The sequence below is a fragment of the Rhodobacter sp. SGA-6-6 genome (assembly GCF_011043545.1).
Taxonomy (GTDB): Bacteria; Pseudomonadota; Alphaproteobacteria; order Rhodobacterales; family Rhodobacteraceae; genus Pseudogemmobacter.
On record NZ_JAAKGP010000015.1, the window covers coordinates 12,672 to 28,095 of the forward strand.

Below are 15,424 nucleotides of genomic sequence, written 5' to 3' on the forward strand. Positions count from 1 at the left end.
CTATGCCCTGATCCGCGTCGGCACCCGGTCCGGCGCCGTCTCGACATGCACCTTGCGCAGCAGGTTCGCCGCGGCCTGGCGGCGGTAGTCCGCGCTGGCCCGCATGTCGGTGATCGGCGAGAAGTCCCGCTCCAGCGCCGCGCAGGACGCTTCGACCGTCGCCTCGGTCCAGGGCTGGCCCGTCAGCGCCGCCTCGGCCGCCGATGCCCGTTTCGGGGTCGCCGCCATGCCGCCGAAGGCGATGCGCGCGGCCTCCACCCGCCCCCGGGCGATCTTCAGGTTGAAGGCGCCGCAGACGGCCGAGATGTCCTGGTCGAAGCGCTTCGACAGCTTGAAGGCGAAGAAGCGCCAGCCCGGCGCCGGCCGCGGGATCGTCACGCCCACCACCACCTCGCCCGGCGCGCGGTCCTGCTTGCCGTAGGCCAGGAAGTAATCCTCCAGCGCCACCTCGCGCTGTGCCTCGCCGTGCCGCAGCAGCAGACGCGCGCCGATGGCGATCAGCAGCGGCGGGGTGTCGCCGATGGGAGAGCCGTTGGCGATGTTGCCGCCGACGGTGCCGAGGTTGCGGATCTGCCGCGAGCCGATCCGCCGCAGCACCGCGGCGAAGTCCGGGTAATCGGCCAGCAGCGCCGGAGGCAGGTCGCTGTAGCGGACGGCGGCGCCGATGAAGAAGGCCTCCGGCGTCTCGCGGACCTCCAGCAGCTCGGCCACCTGGCCGGTGTAGATGACATGGCGCAGCTTGCGGTTCTGCTTGGTCACCCAGAGCCCGACATCGGTGCCCCCCGCCAGCACGGTCGCCTCCGGCGCCTCGGCGCAGGCGCGGGCCAGGCTGGCCAGCGTCAGCGGCGCATGGAAGCTGCCGCGGGGGCCGGAAAGCAGCAGCTCCTCCTCGGGCCGGATCATTGCCAGCAGCCGGGCGATCCGCTCCTCCGCGGCCAGCACGGCGGGCTGGCCCATGGCGGCCTCCATCGCCTCGACGATGGGGCCGTATCCGGTGCAGCGGCAGAGGTTCCCCGCCAGTTCCTCGGCGATCTGCGCGCGCGAGGGGCGGCCTCCGCCGGCCCAAAGCACATACATCGACATGATGAACCCCGGCGTGCAGAAGCCGCATTGCGAGCCGTGGCGCGCCACCATCTCGGCCTGCACCGGATGCAGCAGGCCGCCGGGCTGGCCGATGCCTTCAACCGTCAGCAGGCTGCAGCCGTCCAGCGTGGCGAGGAACTGGATGCAGGCGTTGACGGCGCGGTAGCGCACCGCGCCGCCCTCCAGCCGCCCCACCGCCACCGTGCAGGCGCCGCAGTCGCCCTCGCCGCAGCCCTCCTTGGTGCCGCGCAGGTCGCGCACCTCGCGCAGGTAGTCGAGCACGGTCGTGGTCGGCCCGACATCGTCCATCTCGATGAGATCCCCGTTCAGGAGAAAGCGGACCGTCGCGCGCTTGACCATGGATCTGTCCCCTGCTGGAGTGGCTGACACCGGCGGCCGGGGCCGCAGTTCCTGCTTGCTTGCCGTCATATTGTTCGCAATACTGTTTGCAATTGTCTACAAAAATCGCCCCGGCAGAGGAGGAAGGATCACATGCCCACACAAAGCGAACAGGACCTCGGCTTCCTGCGCGAAACCATCCGCGTGGCGGCACGGGCGCGGGCCAACGGCGCGCATCCCTTCGGGTCGATCCTGGTCGGGCCGGACGGCAAGGTGCTGCTGGAATCCGAGAACGCCTTCCCCACCGACGGCGGACCCGGCCATGCCGAGACCAACCTGGCCCGGGCGGCGGCGAAGAAATACGCGCCCGAATTCCTGGAGGGCTGCACGCTCTACACCTCGGTCGAGCCCTGCTGCATGTGCGCGGGGTCGGCCTATTGGGCCGGCATCGGCGCGGTGGTCTTCGGCATGACCGAACGCCGGCTGGGCATCCTGACCGGCGACCACCCCGAGAACCTGACCATGGACCTGCCCTGCCGGACCGTCTTCGACGCCGGCCGCCGCAAGGTGCAGGTGCGCGGCCCCTTCCCCGAGCTGGAGGCCGAGATCATGAAGGGGCACGAGGGGTTCTGGGACTGACCCCGTTAATGGGTCAGGAACAGCGACTGGCCGAAGGGGGTGAACTTCAGCGGCAGGTGGTGGTGACGGCCGGGATCGTCGATCCCGAAGGCGAAGACCAGCACCTCCTGGAACAGCGGGCCGTCCCGGCCCGCCGCGCGCTGATAGTCGCCCAGATGGAAGACTGCCTCGAACCGCCCGCGGGCCTCGTTCGGCACCCCGATCATGCCCGCGGCATCGGTCAGCCCGCCCTGCAGCAGCCAGACCGGCCCCTCCGCCGCGTGATGGACCAGATCGACCCGCAGCCCCGCGGCCGGAAGGCCCGCGGCGATGTCGACGGCATGGACCGAGATCGCGCCCATGGTCAGTTGCCCCGGAACAGCGAATAGCCCCAGGGCGAGAACTTGAAGGGCAGATGGATGTGGAAATCGGGCGGCCCGGCCTCGAAATCGAAGCGCACCACGTCGAGGAAGGGCACCTCCGGCAGGTCGTCGCCGCGCCGGCGGAAATAGTCGGCGACCTTGAAGCGCAGGCTGTGGCGGCCCGGGACCAGCGGCTGCGCCAACGCCTCGGCGCAATCGGCCTGGCCGCCGGAGGCGATGCGCCCCGCGGCCAGCAGCCTGCCCGCGCCGTCGCGCAGCTCCAGCGCCAGCCCGATGGCGACCTCACCCCGCGTCAGGTCCACGGCATGGACGGACAGCCCCCCGGCCATGGTCAGGCCGTAACCCGGTCGGCCAGCCGCCAGAGGAAGGCCTCGCAGCGGGCGATCTGGTCGTGGGTCAGGAATTCGTCGGGCTTGTGGGCCTGGTCGATGTTGCCCGGCCCGCAGATGAAGGTGGGGATGCCCGCCTCCTGGAAATGCCCGGCCTCGGTGCCGAAGCCGACGCAGGCGGCGGTGGTCTCGCCCGACAGCGCCCGGGCCATCTCCATCACCGGGTCGTCCTCGGCGGTGTTCAGCGCCGCGCAACCGGGCACGAACTCCCATTTGAAGCCGCAGTCGGGGTTCACCGCCTTCATCTCCGGCTCGACATGGCGGGCCACGAAGTCGCGGCATTCGTTCACATAATCATGCGGGTCCTCGCTCGGCAGGTAGCGGATGTCGAAATCGAAGCTGCATTGCGCGGCGACGATGTTCACCGCGGTGCCGCCATGGACCATGCAGGTCTGGATGGTGGTATACTTGGGATCGTCGAATTCGTCCCGGTAGGGCCCCTCGTCGCGCAGCCGGCGCTGGATCCTCTTGAGGCAGGCGATGGCCTCCCCCGCCGCCTCGACCGCGTTGGCGCCCAGATGGGCGACGCCGGAATGGGCGGCATGGCCGGTCACGGTGACATGGCCGCCGATCTTGCCCTTGTGGGCGCGGATCAGGCCCATCTTCGACGGCTCGCCGACGATGCAGGCCAGCGGCGCCAGCCCCCGCGCCTTCAGGTCCCCGATCAGCAGCGGCACGCCGAGGCAGCCGACCTCCTCGTCGAAGGACATCGCCAGGTGGATCGGCGTCTTCAGTTCGCGCGCGGCGAAGATCGGCGCGAAGGCGGTGGCGATGGCCAGGAACCCCTTCATGTCGCAGACCCCGCGGCCGACCACCCGGTCGTTCAGCCGGGACAGCCGGAAGGGATCGCTGGTCCAGACCTGATCCTCGCAGGGCACGACGTCGGTATGGCCGGAAAGGATGATCCCCGGCCGGTCGGCCGGGCCGATGGTGGCGAAGAGGTTGGCCTTCTGCCCGGTCTCGTCATGGGTCAGCACCGAGTCGATGCCCAGGCCCGCCAGATAGTCCCGGACCCAGTGGATCAGCGGCAGGTTGGAGTTCCGGCTTACGGTATCGAAGCCGATGAAACGGTCGATCATCGGGATCGAGAACAGGGCGTCGGTCATGGCAGCCTCGTGTCAGGAGCCGCGGTAGCAGGAATATCCGGCCGGCGCGACAAGAAGGGGGATGTGGTGATGCCGGCTCGCGTCGGTGACGCGGAAGCCGACATGGGCGCGGGTGAAGAAGGACCGGGTGCCGAGGGCCGCGAAATAGCCGGCCAGGTCGAAGCGGATCTCGTAACCGCCCGGCTCCAGCCCGCCCGGCCCGACCAGCCAGTCGGCGGTCCTCCCTTCGGCATTGGTGACGAAGCTGCCCGTCGCAGACGAAGGACAAGTGAGGTCAAGCGCCATGCCGCCGGCGCCGGTGCCGCGCGCCATGTCGATGACATGGACCGTCAGCCCCGGCCCCAGCGAGCCGGGCGGCGCGCCGGAGGCGACGCCGGCGCCGGGCCCGGCCCCTTCCCGCGGCGGCGGCGCGGCGGCGGGCGGGCGGTGGGGCGGCGCGCCGCGGTAGGTGCTGAAGCCGAAGGGCGACAGGATCAGCGGCACATGGTGGTGGCGCGCCGGATCGGCGATGTCGAACTCCACCCGGATCCGGCCGAAGAAGCCGTTGGCGGTGTCGAAGGCGATGACATGGGTGCCGGCCTGCGCGGCGGCGGTGGTCAGCAGCGGCGCCGCCAGCCGGCCGTTGCCGTTGGTGACCGCCCGCATCAGCGGCTCCTCCCCGCCGGGCGACAGCCGGGAGATCGAGACCTCCATCCCCGCCAGCGGCACCCCCTTTTCCAGATCGAGCACATGCGTGGTGACGCAGGCGTCTTCGGCGTGCAGGTCGCGGGGCGTGTCGGACAGGTTGTTCATGGCGAGATACTATCGTGGGGAGTCGGAATGTCCACAATTTAATATCATATTGTGCACACTATCTTCCGGCGCTGCGCAACAGGGGTGCGGAGCCCCGTCCAGGGGGCTCCGCAGGGGCGAACCCCGTTCAGGGCGTCACTCCGCGGGCCGCCCGGCGGCCGCCTCGGCCCCGGCCTGGTGCTGCGTGCCGCCGTTGAAATAGGCGTTCAGCAGCACGGCGGCGATGGCCGACATGGCGATGCCGCTGTGGGTCAGCGGCGACAGGGCCGCGGGCATGTAGGTGAAGAAGGTCGGCGCGACCAGCGGGATCATCCCGACGCCGACGGCGATGGCGACGATGAAGAGGTTGTGCCGCGCCGAGAAATCCACCGCCGCCAGGATCTTGATCCCGGTGGCGCAGACCATGCCGAACATCACGATCCCCGCCCCGCCCAGAACGTAGATCGGGATCGAGGCCGCGATCACCGCCAGCTTGGGAAACAGCGCCAGCGCGATCAGGATCGCCCCCGCCGCCACGCAGATCCAGCGGCTGCGCACCCCGGTGACGCCGACCAGCCCGACGTTCTGCGAGAAGGAGACATAGGGGAAGGTGTTGAAGATGCCGCCGAACATGGTGCCGAAACCGTCGACCATCAGGCCGCGGGTGATGGCCTTGGAGTCGGGGCGGCGCCCCACCATTTCGCCCACCGCCAGCAGCATCCCGATGGTTTCGACCATGACGATGACCATGACGATGGACAGCGAGGCGATGGCCCAGAAGTCGAAGGTCGGCATCCCGAAGGCCAGCGGCCGCACCGGCTCGATCCAGGGCGCCTCGGCCAGGCCGGAGAAATCGACCCGCCCCATCGCCAGCGCCACCAGGAAGCCGACGACAAGGCCGACCAGCACCGAGATATTGGCCCAGAAGCCCTTGGTGAACCGGGCCATCAGCAGGATGACGATCAGCACCAGCAGCGCGAAGAGCAGGTTCTCGGGCGCGCCATAGGCCGGGTTGGTCACCGTGGTCGGCACGCCGTCCACCACCTGGGTGATGGTGGGATTGCCCCCCGCCGCCCAGTTCAGCCCGACGCGCATGATGGTCAGGCCGGTGACGGTGATCACCGTGCCGGTCACGATCGGCGGGAAGAAGCGGACGAAGCGCCCGACCACCGGCGCCAGCAGCATGCTGGCGATGCCGGCGCCGATGATCGCACCGAACAGCCCCGGCGCCCCCATCTCGGGATTGCCGGCCAGCACCACCATCGAGGGCACCGCCGCGAAGGTGACGCCCATCATCACCGGCAGCCGGACGCCGAGCTTCCAGAAGCCCGCCGACTGGATGATCGACACCACCCCGCAGGCGAAGAGATCGCAGCTGATCAGCAGCGCCAGCTGGTCCTTCGGCAGCTTCAGCACCCCGCCGATGATGATCGGCACCGCGATGGCGCCGGCATACATGATCAGCACGTGCTGCAGGCCGTATATGAACAGCTCGCGCGGCGGCGGCACCTGGTCGACCGGGTGCGTCCCGGAATGTTGGTTCATCTCTTCCTCCCTGTTTGACCGCCACGGCCGGGAAGGCAGCGGTGGACATGTCGCCAAATCTCGGATGGATTGTGGACATATATATATGGTTTTGTATACGAAAAATTTCGGGGCGGCCGATCACGGTCGGGCGTCGGCGCTGAGGACCTGCGTGGGGAAAATTCCTGATGCAGATTAAAGGTTGAAGGCTCCCCCTTCCCCGGCCGCACTTGCCTGCGGATCGCGCGGGATCGTTCGGGCCTGGAAGCAACCGGGGGCCGGACGGCGGGAAGCGCCGTCCGTTCCTTCTTCATTGCGCGACATGCAGGGGCCGCAGCCCCCGCCGTGACTCGCCGGCCGGCTACTCCGGCAACTGCGCATCCTTCCAGGCGCAGATGCCCAGGAAGGCATCCGCTGCGACCTCGGCATTCGGGACCAGCCGGCTGCGCCCGTCCTGGCAGACGACGGTATGGTCCCCCAGCCCGGCCAGATCGACGAGGATCTGGTCCCAGTGCCGGTATTGCGCGGTATGGCCCTCGCCCGGGTAGACCGTGGCCTTGGCCACGTTCTGCACCGCCGCCTGCCATTCCTTCATGTGGTCGACCGGAACCGAGGTGTCGGCCTCGCCGTAGTAAAGATAGACCGGCGCCGTCACGCCGCTGACATCGGCGATGGCCCTGTCGCCGCAGGGCAGCAGGTATTCATGCGCCAGCGCCGCCGGATCGCCCATCTGTCCGGCGACGTAGAAAGAGCGCGTCGCATCGGCATAGGCCCGCGCCTGCCAGCCCGGGATCACCAGCACCGGAGAGCCGGGCACGCCCCACCAGTCCCTGGGGCTGCGGGTATAGGCGCCATAGGTCTCTAGCGCCTCCTCGGGGGTGCGGGTGCAGTTCGGCTCGGTCCGGTTCGGCAGGCTGCGCGACGACGCCACCGCCAGATGCAGCGAGACCAGCCGCTCTCCGGCCGCCTGGGCCAGATGCGCGGCATAGGCGCCGCCGCCCGATATGGCGATGATCGAGAACCTGTCCACCCCGCGCGCATCCAGCACCGCCAGCACCTCGGCGGCATAGTCCTGATAGCCGAGCGCCGGGTCGAAGGGCGATTCGCCGAAGCCGTTCCGTTCCACCGAGATCATCCGCAGCCTTAGGGTCTCGCGTGTGGAGCGGGCGAATTCGGTCAGCTGGAAGGCTTCTAGGCTGGTGCCCTGCCCGCCGATGAAGACGGTGACGCGGCCGTCGCGCGGGCCTTCATCGATGAAATAGACCGCCCGCTCGCCGTGCTTGGTCGCGTGCACTTCGGCGCCGATCGGATCGAACCGGGTCTGAAGCTCCAGGCTGGCGGGATCGGTCTCGGCCATCGCCAGAGTGCCGAGGCCCGCGCCGGCCACGACCGCAAGAAGCGGGGGCAGCCCCCGCCGGAGGATATCGGACATGTCTCTCTCCCTGTTCCGCCCGGGCCCGCCGCCCGGCACATCCTCAGGTTGAAGCCGGCGCGGGCGGGGTTCAAGCCGTTTGTCGCCCGGCCCGCGGCGGCGGCGGCATTTCCGCGCAGCGCGTCCTACCGGCAGCCCATCCTGTCCGCCAGCCAGGACAGGATGCGCCGCATCACCCAGGGGTTGCGCTTGAAGCTGGCATGGTCGTCGTTGGCGGTCAGCAGCAGGTCGAAGGACTTGCCCGCCCGCTCCAGCGCCTTGGCCAGCTGCAGCGTGGTCGAGGGCAGGACATTCTCGTCCATGTCGCCGTGGCCGAGCAGCAGGTGTCCCTGCAACCGCCCCGCCAGCGGCGCATTGGCCGCGCTGTCGTAGCTGGTGCTGCCGTCGGGATGGCGGATCAGCTCCCCCTGCCATTTCTCGGGCCAGCAGCGGTTGTAGCTGCGCGGCTCGTGGCTGCCCGCGGTCGAGACCGCGACCTTGTAGACCTCGGGCCAGGCCAGGACGCCGCGGGCGGCGGCATGTCCGCCGGCGGAATGGCCCATGATGCCGATCCGCGACAGATCGAGCCAGGGCCGCGTCGCCGCCAGCTGCGGGAAGGCGGCGACATGGTCGCTGAGAAAGCCGGGATCGGCCAGGTTGCCGTGGCACAGTTCATGGAAGGCGCGCGAGCGATAGGGCGTGCCGCGCCCGTCCATCATCAGCACCGCCATGCCCATCTCGGCCGCGGCCTGCGCCCAGGCGATCTTGGTCACCTCGTCATGCGGCAGGGCGGTGCGCGGCGACTGGATGCATTGCGGCCCGGGATAGACCATGTCCAGCAGCGGATATGTCCGCGCCGGGTCGAAGTCCCGCGGCTTCCACAGCATCCCGAACAGCCGCGTCCTTCCATCGGCGGCCAGAAGCTCCACCCGCTCGGGCCAGACCAGCGGCAGGGCGCAGCTTCCCTGCTCCAGATCGGCCACGCGGGCGCCGTCGGCCACCCGGCACAGCCAGCTTCGCCCCGGCCCGCCGGCATCGGCGGTGGTGACGACGACATGGCCGCCCCCCGGCGACAGGCCCGAGGGCAGCGGGCCGTTGGCGCCGTTGGTCTCCAGGATCTCGGCCCAGCCGAGGTCGCGCAGGACCGGGGCGTGATCCCCGGCCCCGGGCGTCAGCACCCGCATCCCGCCGCCGTCCAGCGCCGCCACGCAGACCCGGCGCTGGTAGGGATCGGCCGAGGTCTCGCCGCTGCCGGCCAGGAAGACCGCCTGCCGCGCCGCTTCGTCCACCCCCAGCAGTTCCACCACCGGCCAGTCGCCCGTGGTGATCTGCGCCTTCACCGCCCCCGTCGCCAGGTCGCAGAGGTAGAGATGGGCGAAACCGTCGCGCTGCGAGAACCAGACCAGTTCCTCCGAACGGTCCAGCACCCGGATGTTCGGCATCGCGCCATAGGCCATGTTCACGTCGACGAAGGTCTCGGCCTCCTCGGCGATCACCCGCCGCGCCGTGCCGGTGGCGGCATCGGTCTCGACCAGGGTGACCGCGCGCTCGAAGCGGTCGTGGTCCAGCCAGAACACCCGGCGGCTGTCGGCGCTCCACCAGGCCTCGCGCTTTTCCAGGCCCGAGGTCTCGGTCACATGGGTCGGGCCGCAGGGGATGATCCGGCCGGAAGCGATCTCGATCACCGTCTGATGGGCCATCGGCAGATGCTCGTCGCCGGTGAAGGCGTTGCGCATCTCGTAGAGCCGGGGCGCGAAGCCGCCGTCCTCGGGCACGTTCTGGACGATGGGCACGCGGCGGACCGCACGTTCGTCCAGCTGATAGGTGAAGATCCGCCGCGAATCCGGCGACCAGAGCGCAATGGGCGGCAGCCTAAGGCCGCGGCGGGCGATCAGGATCGTCTCCAGGCTCTGGTCGGGCGATTTCGCCCATTCGAAATGCGGCTCCGCCGTTGCGGTCAGCCGCCGCTCCGCCCCGCCCGCCGCCGGCCGCAGCCAGAGGTCGCCATCGCGGCGGAACAGCACCCATTGCCCGTCGGGCGACAGGCTTTCGTCATCGGCATGGGGACGGCCGGGCAGGTCCTCCAGCCGTCCTTCGGCGGAATGCCAGCGCCAGCGCCGGCGGCCATGGGCCAGCCCAACGCCTTGCCCGTCCGCGGCGGTGATCTCCAGCGCGGCGAAAGCCTCGTCGTCGCGCAGCGCCGCCCGCAGCGCCACGGGGTCGAAGGCCGCAGCCTTCCGGCCCGTCGCGGCCTCGACCAGCACGTATTCCGGCCCTGCCTCGCCGTCGCGGCAATACCAGAACCGGCCGTCGTCCAGCCAATGCGGCGCCACGGTCAGGTTGCGGCAGGCGCCGGGAAAGGCCGAGGGCAGACGGTCCTCGACCGAGGGTTTCAGTAAAAGGTCGGTCATGTCCATTCGCCTCGCAACGGATGATGGCAGGTGAAGCCGCGGTCCGCCTCGACGCGGAGATCCGGCGCCCGCAGGCGGCAATCCTCCTGCACGAAGGGGCAGCGGCCGTGGAATTCGCAGCCCTGCGGGCGGCGGGCCAGGCTCGGCACCTCGCCCTCCAGGTCGATCCGGGCGCGGCGCGCCTCGGGGTCGATGATCGGATTGGCCGACAGCAGCGCCACGGTATAGGGATGGCGCGGCCCGGCGAAGATGCGGGCGGTGGCGCCGGTCTCGACGAACCGGCCGAGATACATGATCGCCATCCGGTCGGCGACATGGCGCACCACGTTCAGGTTGTGGGTGATGATCAGCAGCGACAGCCCCAGCTCCTCGCGCAGCGCGTTCAGCAGGTTCAGCACCTCGCTCTGCACCGAGACGTCCAGCCCCGCCGTCGGCTCGTCGGCAATGACCAGCCGGGGTTTCAGCGTCAGCGCCCGCGCCACCCCCACCCGCCGGGCCTGGCCGCCCGACAGCTGATGCGGGTGGCGGTCGGCGATCTCGGGCGACAGGCCGACCAGCTTCAGCAGGCGCTCCACCTCGCCTTCCGGGCACGGCAGGCCGTGGATGCGGAACGGCTCGCGGATCAGGCTGCGGACGGTGAAGCGCGGGCTGAGCGAGCTGATGGCGTCCTGGAAGATGAAGGCGATCTCGCGGCGCAGCCGGTGGCCGTCGCGCCGCAGGTCCAGCTTCTTGCCGGCGAAGCCTATCTCGCCGCCGACCTCGCCGCCGAGGCCCGCCACCGCCCGCGCCAGCGTGGTCTTGCCCGAGCCGCTTTCGCCGACCAGCGCCATGGTCTCGCCGGGGGCGAGGTCGAAATCGACCCCCGCCACCACCTCCAGCCGGTCGGGCCGGCCCATCAGCCGCGCGGCAAGGCCGCCGGTGCGGAAGGCCACCGTCAGGCCGCGGACCTGAAGCAGCGCCGTCATCGCGCCACCTCCAGCCGGGGGGCGTCCGGGTAGTGGCAGCGCACGAGTTCGGACCGGCCGGCGGGGCGGTCGGCCGGATGCAGCCGGCGGCAGGTCTGGTCGGCACGCGGGCAGCGGGGCGCGAAGATGCAGCCCTGCGGCAGGTCGATCAGGTCGGGAAGGCCGCCGCCGATGGCGGGCAGGTGCCGCGTCGCCTCGCGGATCTGCGCCGGGTCGCAGGCGAAGAGCAGCTGGGTATAGGGATGCCGCGGGTCGCGGAACACCGGCATCACGGGCCCGCTTTCGACCAGTTCGCCCGCATACATGATGTCGATGCGGTCGCAGAGTTCCGCCACCACGCCCAGGTGGTGGGTGATGAACAGGATCGCGCAGCCGATCTCCTGCTGCAACTCGCGCAACAGCTTGATGGTGGCGATCTCCAGCGTGGCGTCCAGCGCCGTGGTCGGCTCGTCCGCCACCAACAGGGCGGGCTCGGCCATCAGCGCCATGGCGATGGCGATGCGCTGGCGCATCCCGCCCGAGAATTCGTGCGGATAGCGGTCGATCCGGCTTTCCACGTCGGGAATGCGGACGCGGCGCAGCATCTCGACCGCCCGCCGGCGCTTGGCGGCGCGGCTTTCCGGGCGGCGGTGCTGGATGTCGATCATCTGCCGGCCGATGGTCAGCACCGGGTTGAGCGAGGTCATCGGGTCCTGGAACACCACCGAGATGCGGTCCCCCAGCAGGCCCGACATGCCGTGCGGGCCAAGCTGCACAAGGTCGCGGCCCTCGAACAGGATGCGCCCGCCGGTCACCCGCGCCGCCGCCGGCATCAGCTGCAGGATCGCCTGCATCAGGCTGGACTTGCCCGAGCCGCTTTCGCCGACCAGGCCGACGATCTCGCCCGGGCCGATGGTCAGGTTCACGTCGCGCAGCGCCAGCAACTCGCCGTTCGGCGTGTCGTAGGACAGGCTCAGCCCCTCGACGCTGAGCACGGGGTCGCGGGATCGGGTCATCGTTTCGCCAGCTTCGGATCGAAGGTGTCGCGCAGCGCCTCGCCCAGGAAGGTGAAGCCGAGCGCGGTGACCACGATGGGCAGCCCGCCCGCCACCACCATCCAGACGCTGTCGCGGATATAGGAGAAGCCGTCGAAGAGGATGGTGCCCCAGGACGGCGTCGGCGGCCGCACCCCCATGCCGAGGAAGCTGAGCCCCGCCTCGATGCCGACGACGATGGGAATGTCCATCGCCGCCAGGATCAGCAGCGGGCCGAGGATGTTCGGCAGGATGTGGAAGAAGACGATGCGCGGGAACCGCGCGCCGAGCGCCCGCTCGGCTTCGATGAACTCGGCGCTGCGCAGGGCCAGCACATGGGTGCGGGCGATCCGGGCATAGCCGGGGCCGTTGACCAGCACCACGACCAGCACCACCGCCCAGAGGCTGGGGCCGGTATAGGTGATCAGCAGCAGCGCCAGCATCACCGTGGGGATGCTGTTCATCGCGTCCATGACCAGAAGCAGCAGCGAATCCAGCCAGCGCGGCCCGAAGCCGGCGACGATCCCCAGCACCAGCCCCACCGCCAGCGACAGCGCCGTGGCCCCGATCGAGATCGCCAGCGCGATGCGGGCCCCGTGCAGGACGCGGCTGAACAGGTCGCGGCCCAGGTTGTCGGTGCCCAGCCAGTGCAGGCCCGAGGGCGCCATGAAGCGGTTGGCCGGGCTCAGCTTCGACGGCTCGAAGGGCGCGAAATCCGCCAGCAGCGCCGCGCCGACGGTCAGCACGATCAGCGCCAGCCCGGCCAGCCCCAGCGGGTCCGAGACCAGCCGGGACAGCGCGCCCTGCGGCCGCCTGCGGCGCGACGGCGGGCTGGGTTCAGCGGCTGATGACATTGCGCACCCTCGGGTCGAGAAAGGCGATCAGCAGGTCGGCCAGCAGGCTGACCAGCACGAAGAAGCCGGTCGTCAGCAGCACCGTCCCGGTGACGATGGGATAATTGCGGTTGGCGATGGCATCGTAGACCAGCTTGCCGACGCCGGGCCGGCCGAAGACGATCTCGGCGAAGACCGCGCCCGAGATCATCTGGCCGATGCCCATCCCCAGCACGGTGATGGTGGGCAGGATGGCGATGCGCAGCACGTAGTCATACATGATCCGCCGCTGCGATATGCCGAAGGCGCGCGCGGTGCGCACATGGTTCTCCGCCATCACCTCCAGCATCGAGGCCCGCAGGATGCGCGCCAGATAGCCGATCCAGGCCAGGCCCAGCGCGATGGAGGGCAGCACCAGCCGGTGCAGCTTGTCGGCGAGGCCGTCGCCGGAACCGATGGCCGGGAACCAGCCCAGCCGGATCGAGAAGATCAAGAGCAGGTAGATGGCGATGACGAAAGAGGGCACCGCCATGACCGAGACCGACAGCACCGAGGTGACGCGGTCGAACAGGCTGCCGCGGTGGGTGGCCGAGACCACGCCCAGATGGATGCCCGGGATCACCGCCACCAGCATCGCCCCCGCGATCAGGTAAAGCGTGTCGGGCAGCTGCGACAGGATGACCTGCAGCACCGGCGTGCCCGAGATGGCGTCCTGCCCCAGGTCGCCGCGCAGGATGGCTCCGAAATAGCGCAGGATCTGCACCCAGACCGGCTGGTCGAGGCCCAGCCTGGCGCGATAGGCCTCGACCATCGCTTCGCTGGCGCGCGGGCCCAGCGCGGTGCGGACCGCATCGCCGGGCACGGCGTGCATCATCACGAACATCGCCGCGATCACCGTGAGGATCACGATGATCGCAAGGGTCACACGCCTGGCGATATAGCTGAGCATCCCGGCAGGTCAGCCGCGCTTGAAGCGGGCGAGGATCGGCCAGCCGTCCGGGCGCATCGCCGAGGCGATGCCCGCCCCGGTCAGGGTGCCGACCGGCTCGTAGGTCAGGTAGACCACGTCGCCGGATTCCTCCAGCAGCTCCTGCATCCTGACATACATCGCGTGGCGCTTCTCCGGGTCCATCTCGACCACGGCATCGGCGTTCAGCTGGTCGAACTCGGCATTGCTGAAGCGCTGCCAGTTCCAGACGCCGACCTGGTCGCCGGTGAACCACATCGTGGCCCAGCTGGGGTCGGGCTGCATGGCGAAGCTGAACAGGAACAGTTGCAGGTCCTTCCAGCTGTCGCCGTCGGCCTCGACGCCGAGGCTCCAGAAGCTGCCGCTTTCGTGCTGGTCGATGCGGACTGTGACGCCGATGTCGGCCAGCATCGCCTGGATGATCTGCGCCGCCGCCAGATCCTCGGCCGTCTGCTGGATCGCCAGCGAGACCTGCAGGTCGGCGACCCCCGCCTCGGCCAGCAGGGCGCGGGCGGCGTCGGGGTCGTAGTTGTAGGTGTTCTCGGCCCGGTTGCCGATCAGGCCCGGCGCGATGATCCCCGCCGCGGGCTGCGCCGCGCCCAGATAGGCGGCCTCGACCACCGCCTCGCGCGAGATGCCGTGCTGGATCGCCCGCCGCACCCGCTGGTCGGCCAGGGCCTCGTTGGCCTCGTTCATGCCCATCCAGTAGTAGTTGAGCGCGGTGAACTCCTCGAAGGTGGCGCCGCGCGGGGCGGATGCGGCATAGCGCGGGATCGACGAGATCGAGGTCTGCGCGTGGTCCAGGTCCCCGGCCTCGAAGCCCAGCTCGGCCGTCTTCGGGTCTTCGATCGGCAGCAGCTCGATGGTCTCGAAATCGACCTCGAACAGCTTGAAGTCCGGGTTGCGCTCCAGCACCAGCCGGGTGCGCGGCTGCCAGTCGCGGATGCGGTAGGGCCCCGAGGTGACCGGCGGCGAGGTGGTGAACCTGCCCCCCGCGGCCTCGATGGCGGCGCGCGGCAGGATGATGCCGCTGGTCGCCGGCAGGGTCGAGGTGAACAGCGGCGCGAAGGGCTTCTTCAGCACGATGGTGCCGGTATGGGTGCCGGTCACCTCGACATGGTCCAGCTGCGCCCAGTCGGCGGCATAGGGCGAATCGTTGGCCGGATCGGCGATCCGCTCCCACGAGAACTTGGCGTCCTCGGCGGTCATCTCGCCGTAGTCGCCGGAATAGAGGATGCCGGCGTTCAGCTCGAAGTCGATATGGGTATCGTCGCGCACCGTCACGCTTTTCAGCGCCAGCGGCCGGACATCGAACGCGCCGGTGCCGGCCTCGAACTCCATCGCATAGGCATAGAGCGTCTCCATCACCAGCGCGTCGGAGGCCGAGGTCCAGTAGGCCGGGTCGAGGTTCGAGATGTCGGCATAGAGCCGGGCCCGCAGGGTGCCGCCCTCGGCCGAGACCTCGGCCAGCGCGGGCAGGCCGCGCAGGGCCAGTCCCGCCGCCCCCGCGGCAAGGCCGGCGCCGAGCAGGCCCCGGCGGGTGAAGCTGGACATCGTGGCGGTCTTGGTCATCGGTCTCTCCTATCCTGTTGGTTGTGCGGCTTGGCGCAT

General features: G+C 69.9%; 14 protein-coding genes. 1 reads left to right on the top strand and 13 read right to left on the bottom strand.

The features are described from left to right. The gene (gene xdhA / locus G5B31_RS18330; protein WP_165019664.1) at positions 1-1,443 is read right to left on the bottom strand and encodes a xanthine dehydrogenase small subunit; all 1,443 of its coding nucleotides are present in this window, start codon (positions 1,441-1,443) and stop codon (positions 1-3) included. A gap of 132 nt (positions 1,444-1,575) precedes the next feature. Between xdhA and G5B31_RS18335 the strand changes: the two genes are divergently transcribed. After that, complete coding sequence (locus G5B31_RS18335) at positions 1,576-2,061, top strand: nucleoside deaminase (protein WP_165019665.1); 486 nt, start codon at positions 1,576-1,578, stop codon at positions 2,059-2,061. Positions 2,062-2,066: 5 nt separating this feature from the next. Here the strand turns inward: G5B31_RS18335 and G5B31_RS18340 are convergent, their stop codons facing one another. The 12 genes from G5B31_RS18340 to G5B31_RS18395 form a co-directional block, all read right to left on the bottom strand. Next, a complete protein-coding gene (locus G5B31_RS18340; RefSeq protein WP_165019666.1) occupies positions 2,067-2,402 on the bottom strand; it encodes a hydroxyisourate hydrolase in 336 nt (111 codons plus the stop codon). Between the two features lie 2 nt (positions 2,403-2,404). Next, positions 2,405-2,752 carry a hydroxyisourate hydrolase gene (locus tag G5B31_RS18345; protein ID WP_165019667.1) on the bottom strand — a complete coding sequence of 116 codons (348 nt, stop codon included), beginning with the start codon at positions 2,750-2,752 and terminating at the stop codon, positions 2,405-2,407. 2 nt (positions 2,753-2,754) lie between these two features. Then, positions 2,755-3,918 (bottom strand): acetylornithine deacetylase, encoded by a 1,164-nt coding sequence (argE, locus tag G5B31_RS18350; protein ID WP_165019668.1) that lies wholly within the window; start codon positions 3,916-3,918, stop codon positions 2,755-2,757. 12 nt (positions 3,919-3,930) lie between these two features. Continuing rightward, positions 3,931-4,710 (bottom strand): hydroxyisourate hydrolase, encoded by a 780-nt coding sequence (gene uraH, locus G5B31_RS18355; protein ID WP_165019669.1) that lies wholly within the window; start codon positions 4,708-4,710, stop codon positions 3,931-3,933. 135 nt (positions 4,711-4,845) lie between these two features. Then, complete coding sequence (locus tag G5B31_RS18360) at positions 4,846-6,234, bottom strand: nucleobase:cation symporter-2 family protein (protein ID WP_165019670.1); 1,389 nt, start codon at positions 6,232-6,234, stop codon at positions 4,846-4,848. Positions 6,235-6,574: 340 nt separating this feature from the next. Beyond that, positions 6,575-7,645, bottom strand: coding sequence for an alpha/beta fold hydrolase (locus G5B31_RS18365; RefSeq protein WP_165019671.1), 1,071 nt, complete (start codon positions 7,643-7,645; stop codon positions 6,575-6,577). Between the two features lie 125 nt (positions 7,646-7,770). After that, entirely contained in the window at positions 7,771-10,035 is a 2,265-nt protein-coding gene (locus G5B31_RS18370; protein ID WP_165019672.1) for a DPP IV N-terminal domain-containing protein, read from the bottom strand. After that, positions 10,032-11,000 (bottom strand): ABC transporter ATP-binding protein, encoded by a 969-nt coding sequence (locus G5B31_RS18375; protein WP_165019673.1) that lies wholly within the window; start codon positions 10,998-11,000, stop codon positions 10,032-10,034. Before G5B31_RS18375 ends, G5B31_RS18370 begins: the two co-directional genes overlap by 4 nt. Beyond that, a complete protein-coding gene (locus tag G5B31_RS18380) occupies positions 10,997-11,995 on the bottom strand; it encodes an ABC transporter ATP-binding protein (protein ID WP_165019674.1) in 999 nt (332 codons plus the stop codon). Before G5B31_RS18380 ends, G5B31_RS18375 begins: the two co-directional genes overlap by 4 nt. Next, entirely contained in the window at positions 11,992-12,867 is an 876-nt protein-coding gene (locus G5B31_RS18385) for an ABC transporter permease (RefSeq protein WP_165019675.1), read from the bottom strand. The genes G5B31_RS18380 and G5B31_RS18385 overlap by 4 nt, the downstream gene beginning before the upstream one ends. Next, a complete protein-coding gene (locus G5B31_RS18390; protein WP_165019676.1) occupies positions 12,851-13,795 on the bottom strand; it encodes an ABC transporter permease in 945 nt (314 codons plus the stop codon). The genes G5B31_RS18385 and G5B31_RS18390 overlap by 17 nt, the downstream gene beginning before the upstream one ends. Positions 13,796-13,804: 9 nt before the next feature. Then, positions 13,805-15,385 (bottom strand): ABC transporter substrate-binding protein, encoded by a 1,581-nt coding sequence (locus tag G5B31_RS18395; protein WP_165019677.1) that lies wholly within the window; start codon positions 15,383-15,385, stop codon positions 13,805-13,807. Positions 15,386-15,424: the final 39 nt, after the last annotated feature.

Coding starts and splice junctions, on each gene's coding strand:
- G5B31_RS18360 (WP_165019670.1), bottom strand. CDS start 6,234: ATGAACCAACATTCCGGGACGCACCCGGTCGACCAGGTGCCGCCGCCG.
- xdhA (WP_165019664.1), bottom strand. CDS start 1,443: ATGGTCAAGCGCGCGACGGTCCGCTTTCTCCTGAACGGGGATCTCATC.
- G5B31_RS18365 (WP_165019671.1), bottom strand. CDS start 7,645: ATGTCCGATATCCTCCGGCGGGGGCTGCCCCCGCTTCTTGCGGTCGTG.
- G5B31_RS18375 (WP_165019673.1), bottom strand. CDS start 11,000: ATGACGGCGCTGCTTCAGGTCCGCGGCCTGACGGTGGCCTTCCGCACC.
- G5B31_RS18395 (WP_165019677.1), bottom strand. CDS start 15,385: ATGACCAAGACCGCCACGATGTCCAGCTTCACCCGCCGGGGCCTGCTC.
- G5B31_RS18390 (WP_165019676.1), bottom strand. CDS start 13,795: ATGCTCAGCTATATCGCCAGGCGTGTGACCCTTGCGATCATCGTGATC.
- argE (WP_165019668.1), bottom strand. CDS start 3,918: ATGACCGACGCCCTGTTCTCGATCCCGATGATCGACCGTTTCATCGGC.
- G5B31_RS18335 (WP_165019665.1), top strand. CDS start 1,576: ATGCCCACACAAAGCGAACAGGACCTCGGCTTCCTGCGCGAAACCATC.
- G5B31_RS18385 (WP_165019675.1), bottom strand. CDS start 12,867: ATGTCATCAGCCGCTGAACCCAGCCCGCCGTCGCGCCGCAGGCGGCCG.
- G5B31_RS18380 (WP_165019674.1), bottom strand. CDS start 11,995: ATGACCCGATCCCGCGACCCCGTGCTCAGCGTCGAGGGGCTGAGCCTG.
- G5B31_RS18340 (WP_165019666.1), bottom strand. CDS start 2,402: ATGGGCGCGATCTCGGTCCATGCCGTCGACATCGCCGCGGGCCTTCCG.
- G5B31_RS18345 (WP_165019667.1), bottom strand. CDS start 2,752: ATGGCCGGGGGGCTGTCCGTCCATGCCGTGGACCTGACGCGGGGTGAG.
- G5B31_RS18370 (WP_165019672.1), bottom strand. CDS start 10,035: ATGACCGACCTTTTACTGAAACCCTCGGTCGAGGACCGTCTGCCCTCG.
- uraH (WP_165019669.1), bottom strand. CDS start 4,710: ATGAACAACCTGTCCGACACGCCCCGCGACCTGCACGCCGAAGACGCC.